This is a genomic window from Kribbella sp. NBC_01484 (genome assembly GCF_036227145.1).
GTDB lineage: Bacteria > Actinomycetota > Actinomycetes > Propionibacteriales > Kribbellaceae > Kribbella.
Genome location: NZ_CP109437.1, coordinates 1,460,704 through 1,479,508, shown reverse-complemented (window position 1 = coordinate 1,479,508; position 18,805 = coordinate 1,460,704). Strand labels below are relative to the sequence as shown.

Genomic DNA, 18,805 nt, shown 5'->3' with positions numbered 1-18,805 from the left:
GTCGTGGCGAGCAGCGATTACCGTGGTGAGTCCTCAGGACGGAGGCGGGACACGGTGTCACAGGCGGTCAATCGGTGGCTACAGCAGGATTCGGAGCTTCTCTGGCATCCGTACTCCTCGCTGACCGAGCCGTCGCCGGTCCGGTTGGTCCGAGGTGCGTCCGGCGTACGGCTGCAGCTGGACGACGGGGCCGGCGAGGTGGTCGAGGCGATCGACGCGATGGCGTCCTGGTGGTGCATGATCCACGGCTACCGCAACCCCGTGCTGGACGCTGCGGTGAAGAGCCAGGTGGACGACTTCAGCCACGTGATGTTCGGCGGGCTGACCCACGAGCCGGCCATCAGGCTGGCCGAGCGGCTGGTCGAGATCACTCCGGAACCGTTGCGGCACGTGTTCTTCTGTGACTCCGGCTCGGTCTCGGTCGAGGTCGCGATCAAGCTGGCGCTCCAGTACCAAGTTGCCCGAGGCAACAACGGGCGGACTCGGATGCTGACCGTCCGCGGCGGGTACCACGGCGACACGTTCGCGCCGATGAGTGTGTGCGACCCGGTGAACGGGATGCATTCGCTGTTCACGGGCGCGTTGAAGGAGCAGGTGTTCGGGCCGCAGCCGCCGGCCGGGTTCGATCGCCCGGACGACGATCCGGAGCTGCTCGCCTGGGCCGCCGCCGTGACCGAGCTGGCGGAGCGGCACGCGGGCGAGATCGCCGGCATCATCGTCGAGCCGATCCTCCAGGGTGCGGGTGGTATGTACCCGTACAGCCCGGCCTGCCTGCGCGTGCTGCGCGACCTCGCGGACCGACACGGATTCCTGCTGATCCTGGACGAGATCGCCACCGGCTTCGGCCGCACCGGCACCCTCTTCGCCTCCGAGCACGCGGGCATCGATCCGGACATCCTCTGCGTCGGCAAGGCCTTGACCGGGGGCTACCTGACACTGGCCGCGATGCTGTGTACGACGGACGTCGCGCAGACAGTCTCGAACGGACCGGGCGGCGCGCTGATGCACGGCCCGACCTTCATGGCCAACCCGCTGGCCTGTTCGGTCGCGCTCGCGTCGATCGACCTGTTGCTGTCCCAGGACTGGGCCGACCGGGTCGCTCGTATCTCGGCGGGTCTGTCGGCCGGTCTGGCTCCCGCATCATCGCTGCCGGCGGTCAAGGATGTCCGGGTGCTCGGCGCGGTTGGCGTCGTACAACTCGGTGGGCCGGTGGATCTGCCCCGGATGACCGAGGCGGCGCTGCGGCGCGGCGTGTGGGTTCGGCCGTTCCGCGATCTGGTCTACACGATGCCGCCGTACGTGTGCACCGACGACGACATCGCCACCATCGCGGCGGCGATCGCGGGTGCGGTCGAGGAGGCCGGCTGATGCTCGAGGACTGGCTCGCTCCGAAGGCCGCGGCGCTGGAATCCCGCGGCCTGACCCGCCGGCTCCGGGCCCGCGCGGCCGACGATCAGCTGATCGATCTCGCGGGCAACGACTACCTTGGCCTGGCGTCCGACCCGCGCGTGATCGAGGCCGCGGCCGAGGCCGTCTGCATCTGGGGCACCGGATCGACGGCGTCCCGTCTGGTGACCGGTACGACGGCTCTGCACGAGGAACTGGAATCGGCGCTCGCGGCGTACGTCGGCCAGGAGTCGGCGCTGGTGTTCTCGTCCGGATACCTCGCCAATCTCGGCGTGGTCACCGCACTCGGTGGACCCGGCGCGCTGATGGTGTCCGACGACCACATCCACGCGTCGCTCGTCGACGCCTGCCGGTTGTCCCGGTCGCGGGTCGAGATCGTCCCGCACAACGACGTCGACGCGGTCACCAAGGTGCTTGCCGAACGCAACGAACCGCACGCGGTGGTGATGACCGAGTCGGTCTTCAGCGTGCTCAGCGATGCGGCGCCGTTGGCCGACCTCGCGTCCGTTGCCCGAGCGCACGACGCCGTACTGCTCGTCGACGAGGCTCACGGCCTCGGCGTCACCGGCGGCGGCCGTGGCTCCGTGCACGCCGCCGGCCTGGCCGGTCAGGACCATGTGCTGGTCACCATGACGTTGTCCAAGGCAATGGCATCCCAAGGGGGTGTCGTCCTGGGCCCACGCATCCTGCGCGAACACCTCGTCAACCGGGCCCGTCCCTTCATCTTCGACACCGGCCTGAACCCAGCCGCCTGCGCCGCCGCGCTGGCTGCTCTCCAAGTCCTGCAAGCCGAACCCACTCGCCCCGAAGCCATCCACGTCGCAGCCAGCCGCCTCGCCACCGCGTGCGGTGTCCCGCCCGCCGCGGGACCCGTCGTCTCCGTTCCCATGCCAGGCCCCCGCGAGGCCGTCCACGCTGCAGACCTCTGCCTGGCGGCGGGCGTTCGCGTCGGTAGCTTCCGGCCACCATCGGTCCCCGACGGCATCTCCCGCCTCCGGCTGACCGCCAACGCCGGCCTCACGGCAGCCGACCTCGACCACGCTTGCGCCGTCATCGTCGACGCGATCGGCCAGGTCTCATGATCATCCTGATCACCGGTACCGACACCGGCGTAGGCAAAACCATCACCACCGCCGCGTTGGCTGTCCACCACGCCGGTGGTGGGCCGGTTGTTGTTGTCAAGCCTGCGCAGACTGGCGTCACCGCCGACGAGCCGGGGGATCTCGCCGACGTTCAGCGGCTGACCGGGATCACCGAGCTGCGGGAAGGTGTTCGGTTGCGGGATCCGCTGGCGCCGACCACCGCTGCTCGGCGTGAGGGTGTGCCGTTGCCGACCGTCGAGGAGCACGCCAAGTTCATCGACGATCTGGCGGGTAGGTATGACACCGTGCTGGTCGAAGGGGCCGGCGGGCTTCTGGTCGGACTGGATGCTGCGGGCAACAACCTGGCCGACCTCGCCGCGCACCTGACCATGCCGTTCACCTTCGTCGTAGTGACGCGCTCGGGCCTCGGGACGCTCAACCACACGGGGCTGACCGTCGAGGCTCTGCGGGCTCGCGGCCTGCCCATCGACGGGCTGGTGATCGGCTCGTGGCCGGCCAAGCCTGGGCTGGCTGAGGAGTGCAACCTGGAGGACCTGCCGGTGACGACCGGCGTCCCGGTGATCGGCCGTATCCCGGCGGGCGCGGGGCGGCTTGATCGGAGCGCGTTCATCAGGGACGCGCCCGGCTGGTTCCGATGACGGGGTGTCCGGCGCGGTACGACGAGGAGCTCGGGTACTGGGTCGTCGACGACCCCACGCTGGCGCGCGAGGTGCTGCTGGATCCGGCGAGGTTCCGGCCGGACAACGCCGTACTGGCGCACACGCCGTTGTCGGTGAAGGCGTTGCGGGTGCTGTCGGGGGTGGGGTTCGCGTTACCGCCGACGTTGGCGAACAACGCGGGGGAGTCGCACCGGCCGATCCGGGCGGTGGTGGCGCGGTTCTTCAGTCCCGCGCGGGTGGCGGCGGCGGAGCGGCTGGCTCGCGACCTGACGGCGGCTCGGGTGGCCGAGGCGACCAAGGTGGTGGAACGCGACGGGCAGGTGGACCTGGTCCAGGCTGTCGCGGCCGAGCCGCCGGCGCTCGTCGTACTCGACATGCTCGGGCTGACGGAGGTCGACGTACCGGCGTTGAAGGCGTGGAGTCTGGATTCGCTCGAGCTGTTCTGGGGTTGGCCGGACGAGGACCGTCAACTGGAGCTGGCGCACAGTGCGGCTGAGTTCTACGCCTGGCTCCGATCCCGTACGACGGCCGCCCGCCAAGCTCCCGGAGACGACCTGTTCGGGGTGCTCGTGGCACTGGGGCTCACCGACGAAGAGGTGTGCGCGGTCGGCTACTTCCTCCTGATCGCCGGCCAGGAAACCACTACTCAACTCATCTCCACCACGTTCCACCACACTCTGTTGGCAGGAGGCGACCCCGCGGCAGTTGTCGAGGACGTGTTGCGGGAGGCTTCGTCGGTGCCGACGTGGCGGCGGGTCACCGCTGGGCCCGCGGTGGTTGGGGATGTCGAGCTGCCTGGTGGCGCTTCTGTGCTGCTCGGGCTCTCTGGGCATGGCGGTCCGGCGGATCTGGCGTTTGGGGTCGGCGTACATCGGTGTCTGGGGGCCGGGCTGGCTCGGATGGAGGCGCGGGTTGCGCTCGAGTGTGCGGCCGGCCTGCTGAGCGCCGTACGGCTGGTGGAGGAACCGCCGATGATCGACCTGCTGTCGTTCAGAGCGCCGAAGCGGCTGGTGGTGACTTCCGTTCGTAACGCGGAGTAACACCCCGGACAACCGGCGGCGATAGCGTCCGCCGGGTGAGCTTCCCACCTCGCCGCCGGGTGCGGCTGTGGTTCGGCCAGCACCAGCTCGCGGACTTCATCGGCGAGCCGGCCGCGGCCACCCGCTACGAGGCCGCCATGCGCCGCCGCTTCCCCGGACTGGAGATGACTAACGACCCGGTGCCGGTCGCTCCGCGCCCGGTGGCGGTGACCGCCGGGCCTAAGGCTTGGTCTTGAGGGTCGCCGTGACGCGCTGCCGCGAGACGAACCAGGTCTCGAGGGCGGGATCGATCGCGAGGAGAACAGTTCTCATTCGAGCGAGCCGGTCTGCGACCATGCCGGAGTTGAGCAGCGGTTCGAGATGCGCGACTCGGTTGCGCAGCTTGTAGATGTGGTCGACGTGGTCCCCGAGGTCTGAGGATGTCCCCGTCAGCTTCGGGAAGGCACTGGCCAGTGTCTTGTTCCAGAGAAGTCGCCGGCCGGGGTCGTTGTCGGGCAGGAGGAAACGCCATGTGCCGAAGTTGAGCTGAGCGAGGATGTCGGGGTGTCCTGTGCGTGGTGCCGGCACCACGCACAGCGGACTGGGCTCTGCGGGTGGCTTTGCGAATGTCGTCGCCGACAAGCCGTCGGATCAAACGGGCGGGGTCCATCAGCCAGTCCGACGAGTGCATCTGCCCGGTCTGCCTGTCACGCTGGGTGGCATTCCAGCCGCAGAGTTGCTCATCGAGCGCGTTGCGAAGGATCACCTCGAACCGATGCAAGCACTCGTAGACGGCGCCAGAGAGTTCGACGTTCCACTGGTACAAGCTCAACGCCCGGCGGACGTCGCCTCCGGTTGCCGCCAGGTACGGCGCGAGTCGTGGAGCGCTGATCTTGGCAGCGACCGCGATGTGATGAGCAGCGGTTTGATTTGCCGAGGGCATGATCCTAAACTTCTCGATGAAGGCGGAGGCAGGTCTCTCCGTTACAAGATCGCCTGAGGGCCCGTCGGGTGTACGCCGGCGGGCCCTCGGCATGTTCGTGATCGGGCGCCCTAGTCTTCCAGCACGGCTCGGGATCTTGGCCGACACCGGAACCGTCTGCACCCAGGACCGAGGACAAGCTTCCCCGCCGCTGTGCGCCGCGAGCAAAATCCACTCGGTTCCGCGGCGCCGGATTCCCGGTCTGGCGATGACCAACGACCCGATGCACGGAGCGCTCGATTACAACCCCGCTGACCTGCACCGATAGGCTTTGCAAGGTGACTGAGCATGAGTTGGTTCTGGTCGTCGACTTCGGGGCGCAGTACGCGCAGCTGATCGCGCGCCGGGTCCGTGAGGCCAAGGTGTACTCCGAGATCGTGCCGCACTCGATGCCGGTCGAGGAGATGCTGGCGCGGCAGCCGAAGGCGATCATCCTGTCCGGCGGGCCGCAGTCGGTGTACGCCGAGGGTGCGCCGCGGGTCGAGACCGCGCTGTTCGACGCGGGCGTACCGGCGTTCGGGATCTGCTACGGCTTCCAGGCGATGGCGCAGACGCTGGGCGGCGAGGTCCGCCGGACCGGCCTGCGCGAGTTCGGCCGCACGCCGGTGACGGTCAGCGCGGCCGGCACGTTGCTGGCCGACATCCCTGAGAACCTCAACGTGTGGATGTCCCACGGTGACGCAGTCCACGCGCCGCCTGCCGGTTTCGCCGTACTCGCGGCGTCCGAAGGCGCGCCCGTGGCGGCGTTCGAGGACCTGGACCGGCGGCTGGCCGGCGTGCAGTGGCACCCGGAGGTCCTGCACTCGCAGGCCGGGCAGGCAGTGCTCGAGCACTTCCTCTACGACATCGCCGGGTGCAAAGGCGACTGGACCACGACGAACGTCGTCGACGAGCAGGTCGAGCTGATTCGTCGGCAGGTCGGTGACAAGCAAGTGCTGTGCGCGCTGTCCGGCGGCGTCGACTCCGCGGTGGCGGCGGCCCTGGTGCACAAGGCGATCGGCGACCAGCTGACCTGTGTGTACGTCGACCACGGCCTGCAGCGGGCGGGCGAGTCGGAGCAGATCGAGAAGGACTTCGTCGCCGCGACCGGGATCCGGCTCGAGATGGTCGACGCGGAGGAGCAGTTCCTCGGCGCACTGGCCGGCGTGACCGACCCGGAGCAGAAGCGCAAGATCGTCGGCCGCGAGTTCATCCGGACCTTCGAGGCGACCGCGCGCAAGGTGGACGCCGAGCGGCACATCGAGTTCCTGGTCCAGGGCACGCTGTACCCGGACGTGGTCGAGTCCGGCGGCGGCACCGGGACGGCGAACATCAAGTCGCACCACAACGTCGGCGGCCTGCCGGACGACCTGCAGTTCAGCCTGATCGAGCCGCTGCGGACACTGTTCAAGGACGAAGTCCGCGAGCTCGGCCTGGCCGTCGGCCTGCCCGAGGCGATGGTCTACCGGCACCCGTTCCCAGGCCCGGGGCTGAGCATCCGGATCATCGGCGAGGTCACCAAGCAGCGCCTGGACCTCCTGCGCCAGGCCGACCTGATCGCCCGCACCGAGCTGACCGCGGCCGGTCTCGACCGCGACATCTGGCAGTTCCCGGTCGTCCTGCTGGCCGACGTCCGCTCGGTCGGCGTCCAGGGTGATGGCCGCACCTACGGCCACCCCGTCGTACTGCGGCCCGTCACCAGCGAGGACGCCATGACCGCCGACTGGGCCCGCCTCCCGTACGACGTCCTCGAACGCATCTCCACCCGCATCACCAACGAGGTCGACGAAATCAACCGCGTAACCCTCGACATCACCAGCAAGCCCCCCGGCACCATCGAGTGGGAGTGATCACTCACCCCTGACGACAAGGCCGGAGCCTGGATCCGTGGGGGCATCGGCTGCTGCTGGATGCGTGGGTGTTGCGCGCGCCGTCGACCGGATCGCCAGGCCATCACAACGAGGCGAGGACGAAGGCCGCCCGCGGCGGTGGCGGCGTCTAGGTGATTGTGATGGCCTGGGAGTCCACCCGCACCCGCCCGGCGGTGGTGGCGGGTTTGGCGATGCCGCTGGCCGGGAGCCCCCCTTTCAGGGGGCAACGCGTCTGGTCTCCACCGGCCAGGTGTCCCAGGACTTCACTGAGGGTCCACACCCTACGGCGGCTATTCGCTGAGGCGCGCCTCCAGGGACGTCGCTTCGGTCGTGCGGCCCTGGGAGCGGAGGCGGTCGACGAGGAGCCAGCCGGCGCGGTACCAGGGTTCGGTGCCGGTGGTCAGGGTTGGGAAGAGTTGCTCCAGCAAGGTCTCGTCGGCGCTGTGCTCGGCGACCAGTAGATGTGCGTTGAGTTGCTGGTCCGCGTAGCCGCCGCGTTCGTAGTGGTCGGCGGCTTGTGACGCCTGCTGTACGGCGGTGTCCGCGTCGCCCCGCTGTAGGGCGATCAGCGCCAGATCCCAATGCACACCGGCGGTCTGGAAGATGACTCGCTGGTCGGCTGACGGCAGAGCGGTCAGCAGCGGGCGGGCACTGTCGATCAGCTCGACCGCCTGGGCGAAGTCGCCGGTATAGCGGGCGGACTGGGCCGCCAGCCGGAGTGCTTGCACCTGTTCGATCGGCTGCTCGGCAGCGGCGTACTGCGAGGCTGCGGACAGGAGCACCTCGACTGCCTCCTCGTCGCGGTCGAGCTTCTCCAGCAGCAAGCCCTCGTCGTGCCGGATCATCGCCAACCAGGCCGGATGCGCATCGGCCGGCGCGGACGCCTGCAACTCGCGCACCTTGGTCAGTGCGGACTCCAGCTCGCCCAGCGAACGGTAGGCCTCGATGAGTACGCCGCGCGCGTCGGCAAGCGGCTGGGCAAGGCCAGGGTCACCGCCCAGCACCGGCAGCGCCTCCTCACCCGTCTCCGCCGCCTCCAGCGGCCGCCCGGTCATCAGATACGCACGCGCCAGCTCCAACCGGGCGAGCGCTACCTGAACCTCCATGCCCGGAACGCCGGCCAGCAGTGCGACTGCCTCAGTCAGGTCCTCGGCCGCCTCGGCCGGGCGTTCGAGCTCGAGGCGGATCCGCCCACGCTGCCTGTACGCGAAGGACCGCACCAGTTCACTCGCAGCCCCCGACGCCACTGTGGCGGCCTCTTCCGCTTCCCTGAAGCGTCCCAGCTGCGCGAGGAGGTCGCCCTGCATCATCGCTGCGCCCGCCAGGAGCTCCTCCTCGACGTCCGGACGTGCACGCAGCTCACGCAGTTCGCGTACGGCGTCGTCGTAGCGGCCGGCGTGGGCGTACACGGTCGCCAGCGAGTACTGCCAGTGGCCCTGACGTCGCGGCTCGTCCTCGGTGATCAGCCGGCGCAGCGGCTCCTCGCTGGTCGCGAGTCCCTCCTCGACCTGTCCCAGCTCGCAGAGCAGCCGGCCGATGCGTCCGCGGTCGCGGAGCAGGCGGATCTCTTCACCAAGATCGGCGTACAGCGCGAGTGCTTCGCGCCAGGACTCCAGCGCGCGCTCCGGCTTGTCGGACGCCAGCAACCCTCGCCCGTCCAGGGCACGGGCGCGGTCGAGTGCAGTCCACTCAGTCTCCGGCACCTCTTGCTCGAACACTTGCCAGGCCATGATCGCTTGCTCGGACTGCCCGCGCTGCCACGCGTCCTCGGCCTCGTCGAGCCAGCCGCGGCCGGTGGGCTCCGGCCGAGCGGGACCGAGTGGCGGCTGGTCCGAGGGTTCGGCGGCCGGCTGGGCCTGCTTCCGGAGCTGGGCGCGCCGGGCGGTCTCCGAGAGCGGCAGGTACTCCACCCATGGCTCGGCGGTCAGCGTCGCGCGGATCTCGTCGCTGCGATGCGTCGTCCCGTTCCGTGCGTCGAACTGGGCTGCCAGGTCCAGAGCTCTCGCGGCCAGTTGCTCCGCCAGCTCAGCAGCCGGTGTGGAGCCGGACGGTTGCCGGATCATCAGTCCGGCGTCGACCCGGCTCAGGGCGAGTGACGCGCCCGCCGCGAACACCATCTCGGCGTACGGCGACGGCGGATCGGCCAGCTCGGGTGCGTGCCGCTCGATCAGCTCGACGGCCTTCAGTTCGTTGCCGGTCCGAGCCAGGAACACCACGTGGTCCGCGTGCTCGCTCAGTTCCCCGACCCGCCCGCGCAGGATCCGGTACGCCTTCCGATGTGCGTCCACCGCCTCGGAGTACATGCCCTCGGCGACATACGCCGGCAGCAGAGCGGTCAGCATCTGCTGCGGCTGCTCCGCGCAGGTGAGCTGCCCGTCCAGCACGGACACGGCCAGCGCGACGGCGTCCGCCGTACGCCCGACGCTGGTCAGGTGGTGCACCTTTGAGGTCGGGTCGCAGCCGACGCAGTCCGACAGGTCGTCGCGCGGCGCGGTCGACCACAGCCGGAACTGCTCGGCCGCCGTGTCCGCATCGCCGATGTGGTGTGCGACCAGCCACCGGTGCTGATGGACGGCGTGCATGCTGTGGCCGCCCTGCCGCCACCGCCGTTCCATGTCGTCCAGCACGGCGTACGCACGATCCAGCGGCACCTCGGGGAACTTGGTCAGCGTGCTCGGCGCGTACTTGAAGCACCACAGGAACGTGTGCGAGTAACCGCGGTACTGATCGGGTGACGCATCCCAGTCCGCCACGCACCGCGCGAACGGCACCAGTGACTTCCGCGGTTCGCCCCCCATCACGTACGCCGTCACGAGCGAGAGGCGGCTGTAGAACGCCAGGTCCTCCTCACCGGCCGCATCGGCCCGCCGTACGACGTCCTCCAGCAAAGCCGACCGCGCTTTCCCGTACGGCGCACTCTCGGCGCGCTGGAGTCGGTCCACGAGTTCCTGATTCATCGGTTCGGGTCCTCCTGCGTCGGGACAGCCTGGTCGAGCAGACCGAGGAAGGAGCGGTTCACCAGTGCAGAGTCCGCCGGACTGATCGGGTGGTAACCGAGCATCAGCGCATGTCCGTACAGCCCTTCGACTGCGAGCTGTGCGAGCTCAGGATCGTTCAGTGACGCCATCCGCCGTACCAAAGGACTGCGGTAGTTCAGAACGAGTTGCGGCCGGCTGTCGTCGTGGGTGTCGAGTGCACCGAGTACCTCGGACCATAGCGCGTCCGCACGATCCTTGGTGGCTCTGAGCTCACTGGCGAACTGTGCGGACCGGTCCACGAGGTAGAGCGCGGGCAGACCGGCAGGCTCGAACGCACGGACCACTACCTCGCAACCGACCGAGTCCAGCGCGGCCTGCGCGAGCCCGACGAACGGGCGCAGCCCTAGCTCGGTGTCCGGGTCCAGACTGTCGAAGCTCGTGCTCAGCTCGGTCGGATCGAACCGTGTGGTGACCAGATCGGGCACTACCTCGGGGAGGCGCTCGAGGAGCTCGCTGTCGTAGGTGTAGCCGCCGTTCACCACAGTGATCTGCTGTGCGGCCGCAACCGCTGCCAGCTGACGGAACTCCTCGACCGTGGCGACATAGCGGATCTCACCGCTGCGCTCCTGCAGCTCAGCGGTTGTCATCCGGCCATGGTTCGTCTCGAAGCGCAGCCAGCGGTGGACCAGCTTGAGCATCTCGTCGTCGTGCAGGGCGAGCGCCTTCACGCCGAGCTGGTGGATGGCGAGGAACCGGTCCAGCTTGGCCGGGTCCGTGTTGCCGAGGCGGACCAACCAGCCACGCAACTGCGCGCCCAGCGCGTCCCGGGTGGCTTCGAGGTTGCCGTCGTCGAACAGCGCCTCGCGGCTCGCGGTCGGACGCAGCTCGGACGTGTCGATGACGGCGCGGACGAAGAACGCCCAGTCGGGGAGCAGCCCTTCGACGTTCTCGGCGAGCAGCATCCGCTTCAGGTACACGCGATGCGTTGCCCGCTCTGCCGGGTTCGCGGCGAACGGCAGCACGAACGCGACACCGGTCAGCCCGGCGGCCGGATTGTTCAAGTGGATCACGTCGAACGGTGTGAACCCGAGCTTGTCCTGCGCATAGCCGAGCAGATCGGCCCGTGAGCCCTCCCAGGGTGCGGTGCCGTCGGTGACCTGCTCACCGTCGACCAGGATCTCGATCGGCAGCAGTGCACCGAACAGGCGGATCAGTTCGACAACTGTGGCCTTCTTGTACCACTGCTCCGCACCACGCCGCGCCTTGAGCGTGACCGTCGTACCCGGCTCGGGACGATCCGTCGTCTCCGCGATCGTGTAGCGGCCGTCCGCCGTACCGATCCAGTGCGTGGCCGGACCGCCGGCCGGCTGGGTGACGATCTCGATCTCGTCCGCGACCATGAACGCCGACAGCAGACCGATGCCGAACTGGCCGAGGAACTCGGTCCGGGCGAATCCGATCTCGTCCCGCTTCGAGCTCCGCCCGATCGTTGCCAGCAGCTCCCGCACCTCGTCCGGCGTGAGGCCGATCCCGGTGTCGGAGATGCTCAGCCCGTCGTCGGCCGTGCGTACGTCGATCCGCTGCGGCGTACCGGGATCGGTGGCCTGGCGGGCCGTGATCGCGTCGACGGCGTTCTGCAGCAGCTCGCGCAGGTACACCCGGGGACTGCTGTACAGATGGTTGCTCAGCAGGTCGACGATCCCTTGCAGGTCGACCTGGAAGTTCTCGCGCACCACGGCAACCTACGGCATGCCAGGGTCGGCGACTGTTCGCTTAGCGTTGGTGACGGGCGGTGGTGAACGCTTCCCCTTGATTTATAGGGTTTCCGGAGCCATCGCCTGGATGCCGTCGAGGAGACGGTCGAGGCCGTAGCGGTAGGACTCGGCCGCGGCCTCGCGCGTGCTCGACTGGTAGCCGTTCGCGTTCCAGATCGCTGTCATCGCGGGATGTCTTTCGACGTCGAAGTACGTCCCCCAGAGGTCGCTGCGCTCGTACCACCAGGAGTCGTTGCTCTGATCGGTCGCGCGCTCGATCAGTTCGCTCTCCGCCTCCAGGCCGGCGGCGGAGTCGACGTACGTCGTGATCGCGAGCGCGGCCGTGTTGGTCTCGGCTGGGCTGAGGCCCAGGCCGAGGAACGCGGACAGCAGGTACTCGCGGCCGGCCAGCATGCCGGGGCCGACCGGCGGACGGATCGTCGACACTTGCGCGAGCCAAGGGTGCCGTTGGAACATCGCTCGGGTCTGCTCCGAGTAGACCTCGATCTGCTCGCGCCAGTCGTCGGGGCGTGGCGCACCGGCGCCGGGCAGGTCGCGCTCGGCCAGCACCTGATCCACCATCAGGTCGAGCAACTCCTCCTTGGACGGGACATAGGTGTAGAGCGTCATCGTCCCGACTCTCAACTCCTTGGCCACTCCACCCATCGAGGCCGCGACGAGCCCTTGCTCATCCGCCAACCGGATCCCCGCCATGACAACCTCGTCCACATCCAACGAAGGCCGCCGCCCAGCCCCTCGGGCCTCGCGGCCCGGCGTCGCCCGCCCTGCCTCGGCGGCCCGCTTGCGGTGGTTGCGCCACAGCAGCGCCAGCGTCCGCTCCGGCTGCCCCTCACCACTCCGCCGAACCGTCAAAGCCCCTCCGCTCTCCAGCACTCCCGACCCTGCCCCTCCGGGCGCGCACGGCAAGCGTCGCACGTCGCCCGTCACCGAGGGACTCATAGGCACCGAGGCAAATTCTCGTATAGCCTACGGGAATTAGCTTTGGCGTGAGGGAGACGGCATGACGATCCTGGTGACCGGCGCGACCGGGAGTGTGGGGCGGCTCCTGGTGGACGAGTTGGCGGCGGCAGGCGCCCCGTACGCGCGCTCACCAACAACCCGACCCGGGCCGCGCTGCCGGACGGTGTCGAGGTCGCACGCGGGTATCTGGGCAAGCCGGCGACCCTGCCTGCCGCGTTGGCCGGTGTCGACACGGTGTACCTCGCGCCACTTCCGGCGTACGTGGAGGACTTCGTCCGCTGCGCTCAAGAGGCCGGCGTGCGGCGGGTCGTCGTACTGTCGGGTGAACCTGCGGACTACGAGGCGCAGGGGGATCCGTCGACCTGGCACTACTACCGGATCGAGCTGGCGATCGAGGCAGCTGGGTTCGACTGGACGTTCCTGCGGCCCGGGCAGTTCATGAACAACACGCTGGACTGGGCGGCGTCGATCAAGGCCGAGGGCGTCGTGCGCGCGCCGTACGCCGGAGCCGTGCAGACGCCGATCGATCTGGGGGACATCGCGGCGGTCGCGCGGGTCGTCCTGCTCTCCTCGAACTACAGCGGGCAGAAGCTCACGATGAGCGGGCCGGACGGACTGACGGCGCCGGAGCAGGTCGCGTGCATCTCGGCGGCGATCGGGCGGGACGTTCGCTTCGAGGAACTGACGCCGGCCGGCTATCTCGATCTGCTCGCGCCGGTGATCGGGCTCGAGACGGCGCAGTGGTTGCTGGACGGATTCCGGATGATGGCGGAGCATCCGATGAAGCCCGAGCCGACGGTGCCATCGCTTCTCGGTCGGCCGGCGGTGACGTATCGCGAGTGGGCGGTCGCGAACGCTGGTGCCTTCCTCGGTTGATTTGGTGCCGAACATGTGTTCGACTGTGATGCATGAGATGGGCCGGTCAGCAGCTCGATGTCGAGACTCCAGGGACGTTGCCAGGTCTCGGGTCGATCGCGGGTCTGGTCCGATCGGTGACGACACCGGAGTTCCGGGGCATCACCTTCCATGAGGTCGTCGCCCGATCCGCGCTGAACTCGGTGCCCGGTACGTCGCTGCCCTTCAACTGGACCATCAACCCGTACCGCGGCTGCACCCATGCCTGCCGCTACTGCTTCGCCCGCCCGAGCCATCGCTATCTCGAACTCGACCAAGGCCTGGACTTCGACCAGCAGATCGTCGTGAAGACCAACGTGGTCGACGTCCTCCGCCGCGAACTCGCCCGCCCGTCCTGGAACCACGAACAAGTTGCCCTAGGCACCAACACCGACCCCTACCAGCGAGCCGAAGGCCGCTACCGCCTGATGCCGGGCATCATCGACGCCCTGGCCGGCTCCGGCACGCCTTTGTCCGTGCTGACCAAGGGCACCTTGCTCCGCCGCGACCTCCCGCTCCTCGCCGCCGCCTCCGAGCAGGTCCCCGTGGGCATCGGGATCTCGCTGGCCCTGGGCGACGAAGAGCTCCGGCGGCACGTCGAACCCGGCGTCCCCTCCGTCCGCGGCCGCCTCGACCTCATCCGAGCCGTCCGCGAAGCCGGCCTCCCGTGCGGCGTCATGGTGGCCCCCGTCCTCCCTTGGCTGACGGACTCACCCGACCAGCTGGACCACCTCTTTGGTGAGCTGGCCGAAGCCGGAGCTACCGGCGTAACCACCCTCGTCCTCCACCTCCGCCCCGGCGTCAAAGACTGGTTCATGACGTGGCTGGCCCGAGACCACCCCCAGCTGGTGGCCCGCTACCAATCCCTGTACGCGCACGGCTCCTACGCTTCCCCCAGCTACCGCAAAGCCTTCGAACAAAAGGCCCGCCCACTGCTCGACAAACACGGCTTCGGCCGAGGCTCCAGCCACCGATCCGACCCCCTGCCCGGCCCCCCGACCCAACCCAGCCCGAGGTCCACTCGACCGGGCGCGGGGTCCGCCCAGCCCGGCACGAGGTCCGCTCAGCCCGGCACGGGGTCCGCTCAGGCCCGCGCCAACGCGAACCACCCTCGCGGCATCGTCGAAGCCCCCGGTCCCACCGCCACCTCCGACTCCGCCACCGGTTGGGGCGAACCCGACCCCACCACCCGCTTCCGCCGCCCCCCATCCCCCAAGCCCGCCAGCCCAGCGGCACCACCAACTCAACAGCCCCTCTTCTAAGCAGGCTGGGAACCCGCGCGGCAACTACGTCCACTCCTTCGTCACCCACCCCGCGCCGCTCCTCCCACCACGCGGGCTCCTCTCGTCGCGGGCTCAGCGAAGGCCCAACAAACTGTGGAGATCCCGGAATGACCGGCGACGGGACTGGCTTACAGGTACCCCGCCGGTGCCGCACGCGCTCATTTGATCCGCAAACATTTTGCCTAAGGCAACGTTCACGAAGTTGTCCACAGTGATCGGCGCCTGTGGATAGTCAAAGCCTTTGAAAACAAGGGGTTCTGGGTTTGAGAACTGTCGGTGGCTGTGTCTAGAGTTGACGGCATGGAACTTCTCGGCGAGCGACCGGTGTGGTCGATGAGCGGCAGCGAAAAGCTCGCGGCTCTCGACGCCCTCGAGGCCGAGCTCGCCCGCCGACAGACCTACCGCCTGCACCTCATCGCCGGCCTCGACCAAGACGGCTACGCCCAGGAAATCGGCGCCCACGACACCACCCAGTTACTCGCGTTCCGCTACCGCCTGGACCGCCCCCAAGCCCGCCGCGACGTCCGCCTGGCCCAGACGCTGTCGAAGTACGCCGCCGTGTCGGCCGCCCTGCCGACGCCCTACCGCGCAGCAGACAGCCCCGACAAACCGACCGACGACCCGCACGCGCCGGACGAGGCGGCCGAGGCGGCCGAGGCGAATGGCGCGGGTGCGGGTGCGGCGGAGGGGTTCCTGCGCCCGGCCCAGGCCGAGGCGATCGTGACCGCGCTCGAGAAAGTCCCCGACACCGTCGCGGTCGAGGACCTCGACGTGGCCGAACGCGAACTCGTCGGCCTGGCCGCCACCTGTCCCCGGCCGAACTACGCAAGGCCGGCCAACGCGTCCGCGACGTCCTCGACACCGACGGCCCCGAACCCGACGAACACCAGGCCTACGCCCGCGAATCCCTGACCCTGATCGGCGCCGACCGGGGCGTGAAGTTCCGCGGCTACCTGGCCAACGAAAACGCCGAACTCCTCCGCTGCCTCATCCACGCCGGCGCCCGCCCCCACCGCACCCTCACCGGCGACCTCGACCCCCGCCCCCGCGACAAACGCCAAGCCGACGCCCTCACCACCGCCCTCACCCTCGCCGCCACCGCCTACGACACCGCCACCACCCCGGCCCCTACAGCCGCTGCCCGCACGGGCGGAGCCAGTACAACGGGCGCCCGCACGCCGGGTGCGGCCGGTGCTGATACGGCCGGTGCTGATACGGCCGGTGCTGATACGGCGGGTGCCGGCCTGGCGGACGTGGGTGAGGCCGGCGCCGGTACGACGGGACCAGCCGGTGCCAGGGCGACTGGTGCCGGTCCGGCCGGTACCGGTAGGGCGGGCGGGGCCGGTGGGTCTGGGCGGATTCCGGGGTTCGGTGCGAAGGCGAACATCACCGTGACCATCGACCTGCAGGACCTGAAGTCGGCGGCCGCGGACGCGATCGGCGACCTCGTGTACGGCGACGGCCTGTCGGCGGCCACGATCCGGCGGCTGGCGTGTGACGCGAAGGTCATCCCGCTGGTGCTGGGGTCGAAGTCGGAGCCGCTGGACGTCGGGCGGGCCGAGCGGCTCGTCACCGGCGCGATGCGACGCGCCCTGAACGCCCGCGACAAAGGCTGCGTCGTGTGCGGTGCGCCGCCGGTGCAGTGCGACGCCCACCACCTGCAGTCCTGGATCGACGGCGGCGCCACCGCCGTGCACAACCTGTGCCTGCTGTGCCGCCGCCACCACGTCGACCTGCACCACGGCGACTGGACCATCACCATCACCGACGGCGAGGTCCACGTCGCCCGCCCCACCTGGGCCGACCCACCACCACAACACACCACCCGACCACCCCGGCAGCCCAACCCCTGCCGACCACGGCAACAGGCAGCCCAACAGCCACCGCCCACCGGACCAAGCCCGACCAGTCCATCCCGCATCGCCTCACCGCACACGGCACAGGACCCATCCGGAGTTGGGTTTGCTGCATCTGATGCCGGCAGCCCGTCGAGCCTTGCGGTATCTGGTCTGCGAGCAGGACTGCTGCACAGCCTGTGGCTCGCCGGTTGTGAGCGCATTGGGGATGTCGGGTCGTCGTCGCTCCGTGAGGCGGCAAGCTTGGCTATCTGGGGTGAGGCTCCCGAGCCAACCGATCGACCCGTGCACCCAGCCAGCTCCACGGGCGATCATCCAAACGATCACCACGACGACCTGGTGTCAGATCCATGGCAGGAGGCCGCACTCAGCGCCAAGGTCGTCCCGTAGAACCCCAGGTTGAGGCCGCCGCCCGCAACCAACCGCGCAGCCAGGGCGACGTGAACGAGGCCTTCATCTGGGCCTCGGCCCCCTCCGATGATTGAGCCAATGGAAGCTGGATCAGCCACGTTGAAGGGAGGCGTTGCCCGGGAGATTCGTGCATGCGGGACCAGATCAAGAAGAAGGAACCCGCCGACCGCGTTGCGGCATCCGGTGAACTCGCCGGAGGTTGCCCGTGCTGACCAGATTCGTGTCCCGATCGCGACGCTCAAGAAGGCCGCGAGAGTCTTGCTGAGCACGTCGAGAAGCTCGAAGGGGTCCTATCGCTTAACGAGGACAACTACCGAACGATGCTGCCTGAGCAGCTGCACGACGTCTTCCGTGACCTGTCGGACCTCACGGTCGGTCAGCTCACGGAATGGCTAGAGAACATCGCCGCCGTCATCGCCCCTCCGGCGACCGCCACGTCCTACGGATTGGTATGGCCTGCCGACCTTGTGCGAGCGGTCGGACCGAGCGGTGATGGGAGTCGCCGCTCGGCTCGGCGTCGATCGGATCCCCGAGGTATGTGCGGGCAAGGCGATGGAGGTCCGTGTCCTATCCGATTCATCGCAGAGACAGGTCGGTGGTCGCAGTAAGCCGCGTGTGCGCGACGGAGGGGCGGGCTTGGCGGCGTCGGGTGATCACGGTTGGCGGACTCACCTTGTGGTCGGTTGAGCTGTAGCCACATACGGGCGGTAGCTGCGCGCAGGGGTGGGAGCGGCGGCGTAGCGCGTCACGATGGGAGCGCCCGTGGCGGGCGTGGTTGGAGGTGTCCCGTGGCGGGTGCGGTGGGAGCGTGCGTGGGGGTGCGGTGGGGTTTCTAAGGGAGGGTGAGGATTTCGGGGCCTGTCGGGGTGATGGCTACTGAGTGTTCGGCGTGGGCGCCTCGGGTTTCGTCGGCGGAGCGGAGGGTCCAGCCGTCTTCGTCGATGCGGTAGGTGCTGCCTGGGCCGGACCAGAACCAGGGTTCGATGGCGAAGACGTGGCCGGCGCGGAGTTTGAGGCCTCGGCCGGGGCGGCCGCCGTTGGGGATGTGGGGGTCTTCGTGCATGCGGTGGCCGATACCGTGGCCGCCGAAGTCGAGGTTGGTGCCGAGGCCGGCGTCGTGGCCGATGCGGCCGATCGCGGCACTGATGTCGCCGAGGCGGTTGCCGTCGACCGCGGCGGCGATGCCGGCGGCGAGTGCGCGTTCGGTGGTCGCGATCAGCTCCAGGTCTTCGGGGCGCGGCGTACCGATGCAGAAGCTGATCGCGGAGTCTGCGCACCATCCGTCGACGGAGGCGCCGCAGTCGACGTTCAGCAGGTCGCCGTCCGCGAGTTTCAGATCGGTCGGCAGGCCGTGCAGCACCGCGTCGTTGACCGACGTGCAGATGACGCCGCTGAACGGACTGGTCGCGAACCCGGGCTGGTAGCCCTCGAACAGCGATACCGCCCCGGCCGAACGCAGGACGTCCCGGGCGACCTCGTCGAGCTCGCGCAACGAGACCCCGACGGAGGCCTCCTTCTTCACTGCCTGCAGGGCGCTGGCGACGACACGGCCGGCCGTGCGCATCTGTTCGATCTCCGCCGGCGTCTTCAACTCGACCATTGGCTGCTTCCTCAACTTCACGGGATAG

General features: G+C 69.1%; 14 protein-coding genes and 1 pseudogene. 10 read left to right on the top strand and 5 right to left on the bottom strand.

The features are described from left to right. The first annotated feature begins 54 nt into the window (after window positions 1-54). The 5 genes from OG555_RS07135 to OG555_RS07115 are packed head-to-tail and all read left to right on the top strand — an operon-like array spanning window position 55 to window position 4,445. On the top strand, window positions 55-1,368 hold the full coding sequence (locus OG555_RS07135) for an adenosylmethionine--8-amino-7-oxononanoate transaminase (RefSeq protein WP_329482027.1): 1,314 nt from the start codon (window positions 55-57) through the stop codon (window positions 1,366-1,368). Next, window positions 1,368-2,489, top strand: coding sequence for an 8-amino-7-oxononanoate synthase (locus tag OG555_RS07130; RefSeq protein WP_329482026.1), 1,122 nt, complete (start codon window positions 1,368-1,370; stop codon window positions 2,487-2,489). The genes OG555_RS07135 and OG555_RS07130 overlap by 1 nt, the downstream gene beginning before the upstream one ends. After that, window positions 2,486-3,148 carry a dethiobiotin synthase gene (gene bioD / locus OG555_RS07125; RefSeq protein WP_329482025.1) on the top strand — a complete coding sequence of 221 codons (663 nt, stop codon included), beginning with the start codon at window positions 2,486-2,488 and terminating at the stop codon, window positions 3,146-3,148. The genes OG555_RS07130 and bioD overlap by 4 nt, the downstream gene beginning before the upstream one ends. Further along, window positions 3,145-4,209, top strand: coding sequence for a cytochrome P450 (locus OG555_RS07120; RefSeq protein WP_329482024.1), 1,065 nt, complete (start codon window positions 3,145-3,147; stop codon window positions 4,207-4,209). Before bioD ends, OG555_RS07120 begins: the two co-directional genes overlap by 4 nt. Before the next feature lie 35 nt (window positions 4,210-4,244). Beyond that, entirely contained in the window at window positions 4,245-4,445 is a 201-nt protein-coding gene (locus OG555_RS07115; protein ID WP_329482023.1) for a hypothetical protein, read from the top strand. Here the strand turns inward: OG555_RS07115 and OG555_RS07110 are convergent. Further along, a complete protein-coding gene (locus tag OG555_RS07110; protein WP_329482022.1) occupies window positions 4,429-4,776 on the bottom strand; it encodes a hypothetical protein in 348 nt (115 codons plus the stop codon). The two genes, OG555_RS07115 and OG555_RS07110, sit on opposite strands and share 17 nt — an antisense overlap. 672 nt (window positions 4,777-5,448) lie before the next feature. On the opposite strand from OG555_RS07110, the gene guaA reads away from it, so the two are divergent. Then, window positions 5,449-6,999 carry a glutamine-hydrolyzing GMP synthase gene (gene guaA, locus OG555_RS07105; protein WP_329482021.1) on the top strand — a complete coding sequence of 517 codons (1,551 nt, stop codon included), beginning with the start codon at window positions 5,449-5,451 and terminating at the stop codon, window positions 6,997-6,999. Between the two features lie 311 nt (window positions 7,000-7,310). Here the strand turns inward: guaA and OG555_RS07100 are convergent, their stop codons facing one another. From OG555_RS07100 to OG555_RS07090, 3 genes are all read right to left on the bottom strand, one after another. Next, window positions 7,311-9,977 (bottom strand): tetratricopeptide repeat protein, encoded by a 2,667-nt coding sequence (locus OG555_RS07100; protein ID WP_329482019.1) that lies wholly within the window; start codon window positions 9,975-9,977, stop codon window positions 7,311-7,313. Then, window positions 9,974-11,731, bottom strand: coding sequence for an HSP90 family protein (locus tag OG555_RS07095; RefSeq protein WP_329482018.1), 1,758 nt, complete (start codon window positions 11,729-11,731; stop codon window positions 9,974-9,976). The genes OG555_RS07100 and OG555_RS07095 overlap by 4 nt, the downstream gene beginning before the upstream one ends. Before the next feature lie 81 nt (window positions 11,732-11,812). After that, window positions 11,813-12,625 carry a TetR/AcrR family transcriptional regulator gene (locus OG555_RS07090; protein WP_329482017.1) on the bottom strand — a complete coding sequence of 271 codons (813 nt, stop codon included), beginning with the start codon at window positions 12,623-12,625 and terminating at the stop codon, window positions 11,813-11,815. A 261-nt stretch (window positions 12,626-12,886) separates the two neighbouring features. Between OG555_RS07090 and OG555_RS07085 the strand changes: the two genes are divergently transcribed. The 4 genes and pseudogenes from OG555_RS07085 to OG555_RS07070 all read left to right on the top strand — a co-directional run bounded on the left by OG555_RS07085 (window position 12,887) and on the right by OG555_RS07070 (window position 17,156). After that, the gene (locus OG555_RS07085) at window positions 12,887-13,609 is read left to right on the top strand and encodes an NmrA family NAD(P)-binding protein (RefSeq protein ID WP_329484780.1); all 723 of its coding nucleotides are present in this window, start codon (window positions 12,887-12,889) and stop codon (window positions 13,607-13,609) included. Window positions 13,610-13,641: 32 nt separating this feature from the next. After that, the gene (locus tag OG555_RS07080) at window positions 13,642-14,889 is read left to right on the top strand and encodes an Rv2578c family radical SAM protein (protein ID WP_329482016.1); all 1,248 of its coding nucleotides are present in this window, start codon (window positions 13,642-13,644) and stop codon (window positions 14,887-14,889) included. 321 nt (window positions 14,890-15,210) lie between these two features. Next, window positions 15,211-15,953 (top strand): annotated as a pseudogene (locus OG555_RS07075) (DUF222 domain-containing protein); the annotation flags it as partial. A 210-nt stretch (window positions 15,954-16,163) separates the two neighbouring features. Continuing rightward, window positions 16,164-17,156 carry a DUF222 domain-containing protein gene (locus tag OG555_RS07070; protein WP_442914518.1) on the top strand — a complete coding sequence of 331 codons (993 nt, stop codon included), beginning with the start codon at window positions 16,164-16,166 and terminating at the stop codon, window positions 17,154-17,156. Between the two features lie 853 nt (window positions 17,157-18,009). Here OG555_RS07070 and map read toward each other — a convergent pair. Further along, window positions 18,010-18,777 (bottom strand): type I methionyl aminopeptidase, encoded by a 768-nt coding sequence (gene map / locus OG555_RS07065; protein WP_329482013.1) that lies wholly within the window; start codon window positions 18,775-18,777, stop codon window positions 18,010-18,012. Window positions 18,778-18,805 lie beyond the last annotated feature (28 nt).

Bases quoted from the DNA above. Each gene is read 5' to 3' on its own strand.
- OG555_RS07130 (WP_329482026.1), top strand. From the start codon at position 1,368: ATGCTCGAGGACTGGCTCGCTCCGAAGGCCGCGGCGCTGGAATCCCGC.
- bioD (WP_329482025.1), top strand. From the start codon at position 2,486: ATGATCATCCTGATCACCGGTACCGACACCGGCGTAGGCAAAACCATC.
- OG555_RS07120 (WP_329482024.1), top strand. From the start codon at position 3,145: ATGACGGGGTGTCCGGCGCGGTACGACGAGGAGCTCGGGTACTGGGTC.
- OG555_RS07100 (WP_329482019.1), bottom strand. From the start codon at position 9,977: ATGAATCAGGAACTCGTGGACCGACTCCAGCGCGCCGAGAGTGCGCCG.
- OG555_RS07080 (WP_329482016.1), top strand. From the start codon at position 13,642: ATGAGATGGGCCGGTCAGCAGCTCGATGTCGAGACTCCAGGGACGTTG.
- map (WP_329482013.1), bottom strand. From the start codon at position 18,777: ATGGTCGAGTTGAAGACGCCGGCGGAGATCGAACAGATGCGCACGGCC.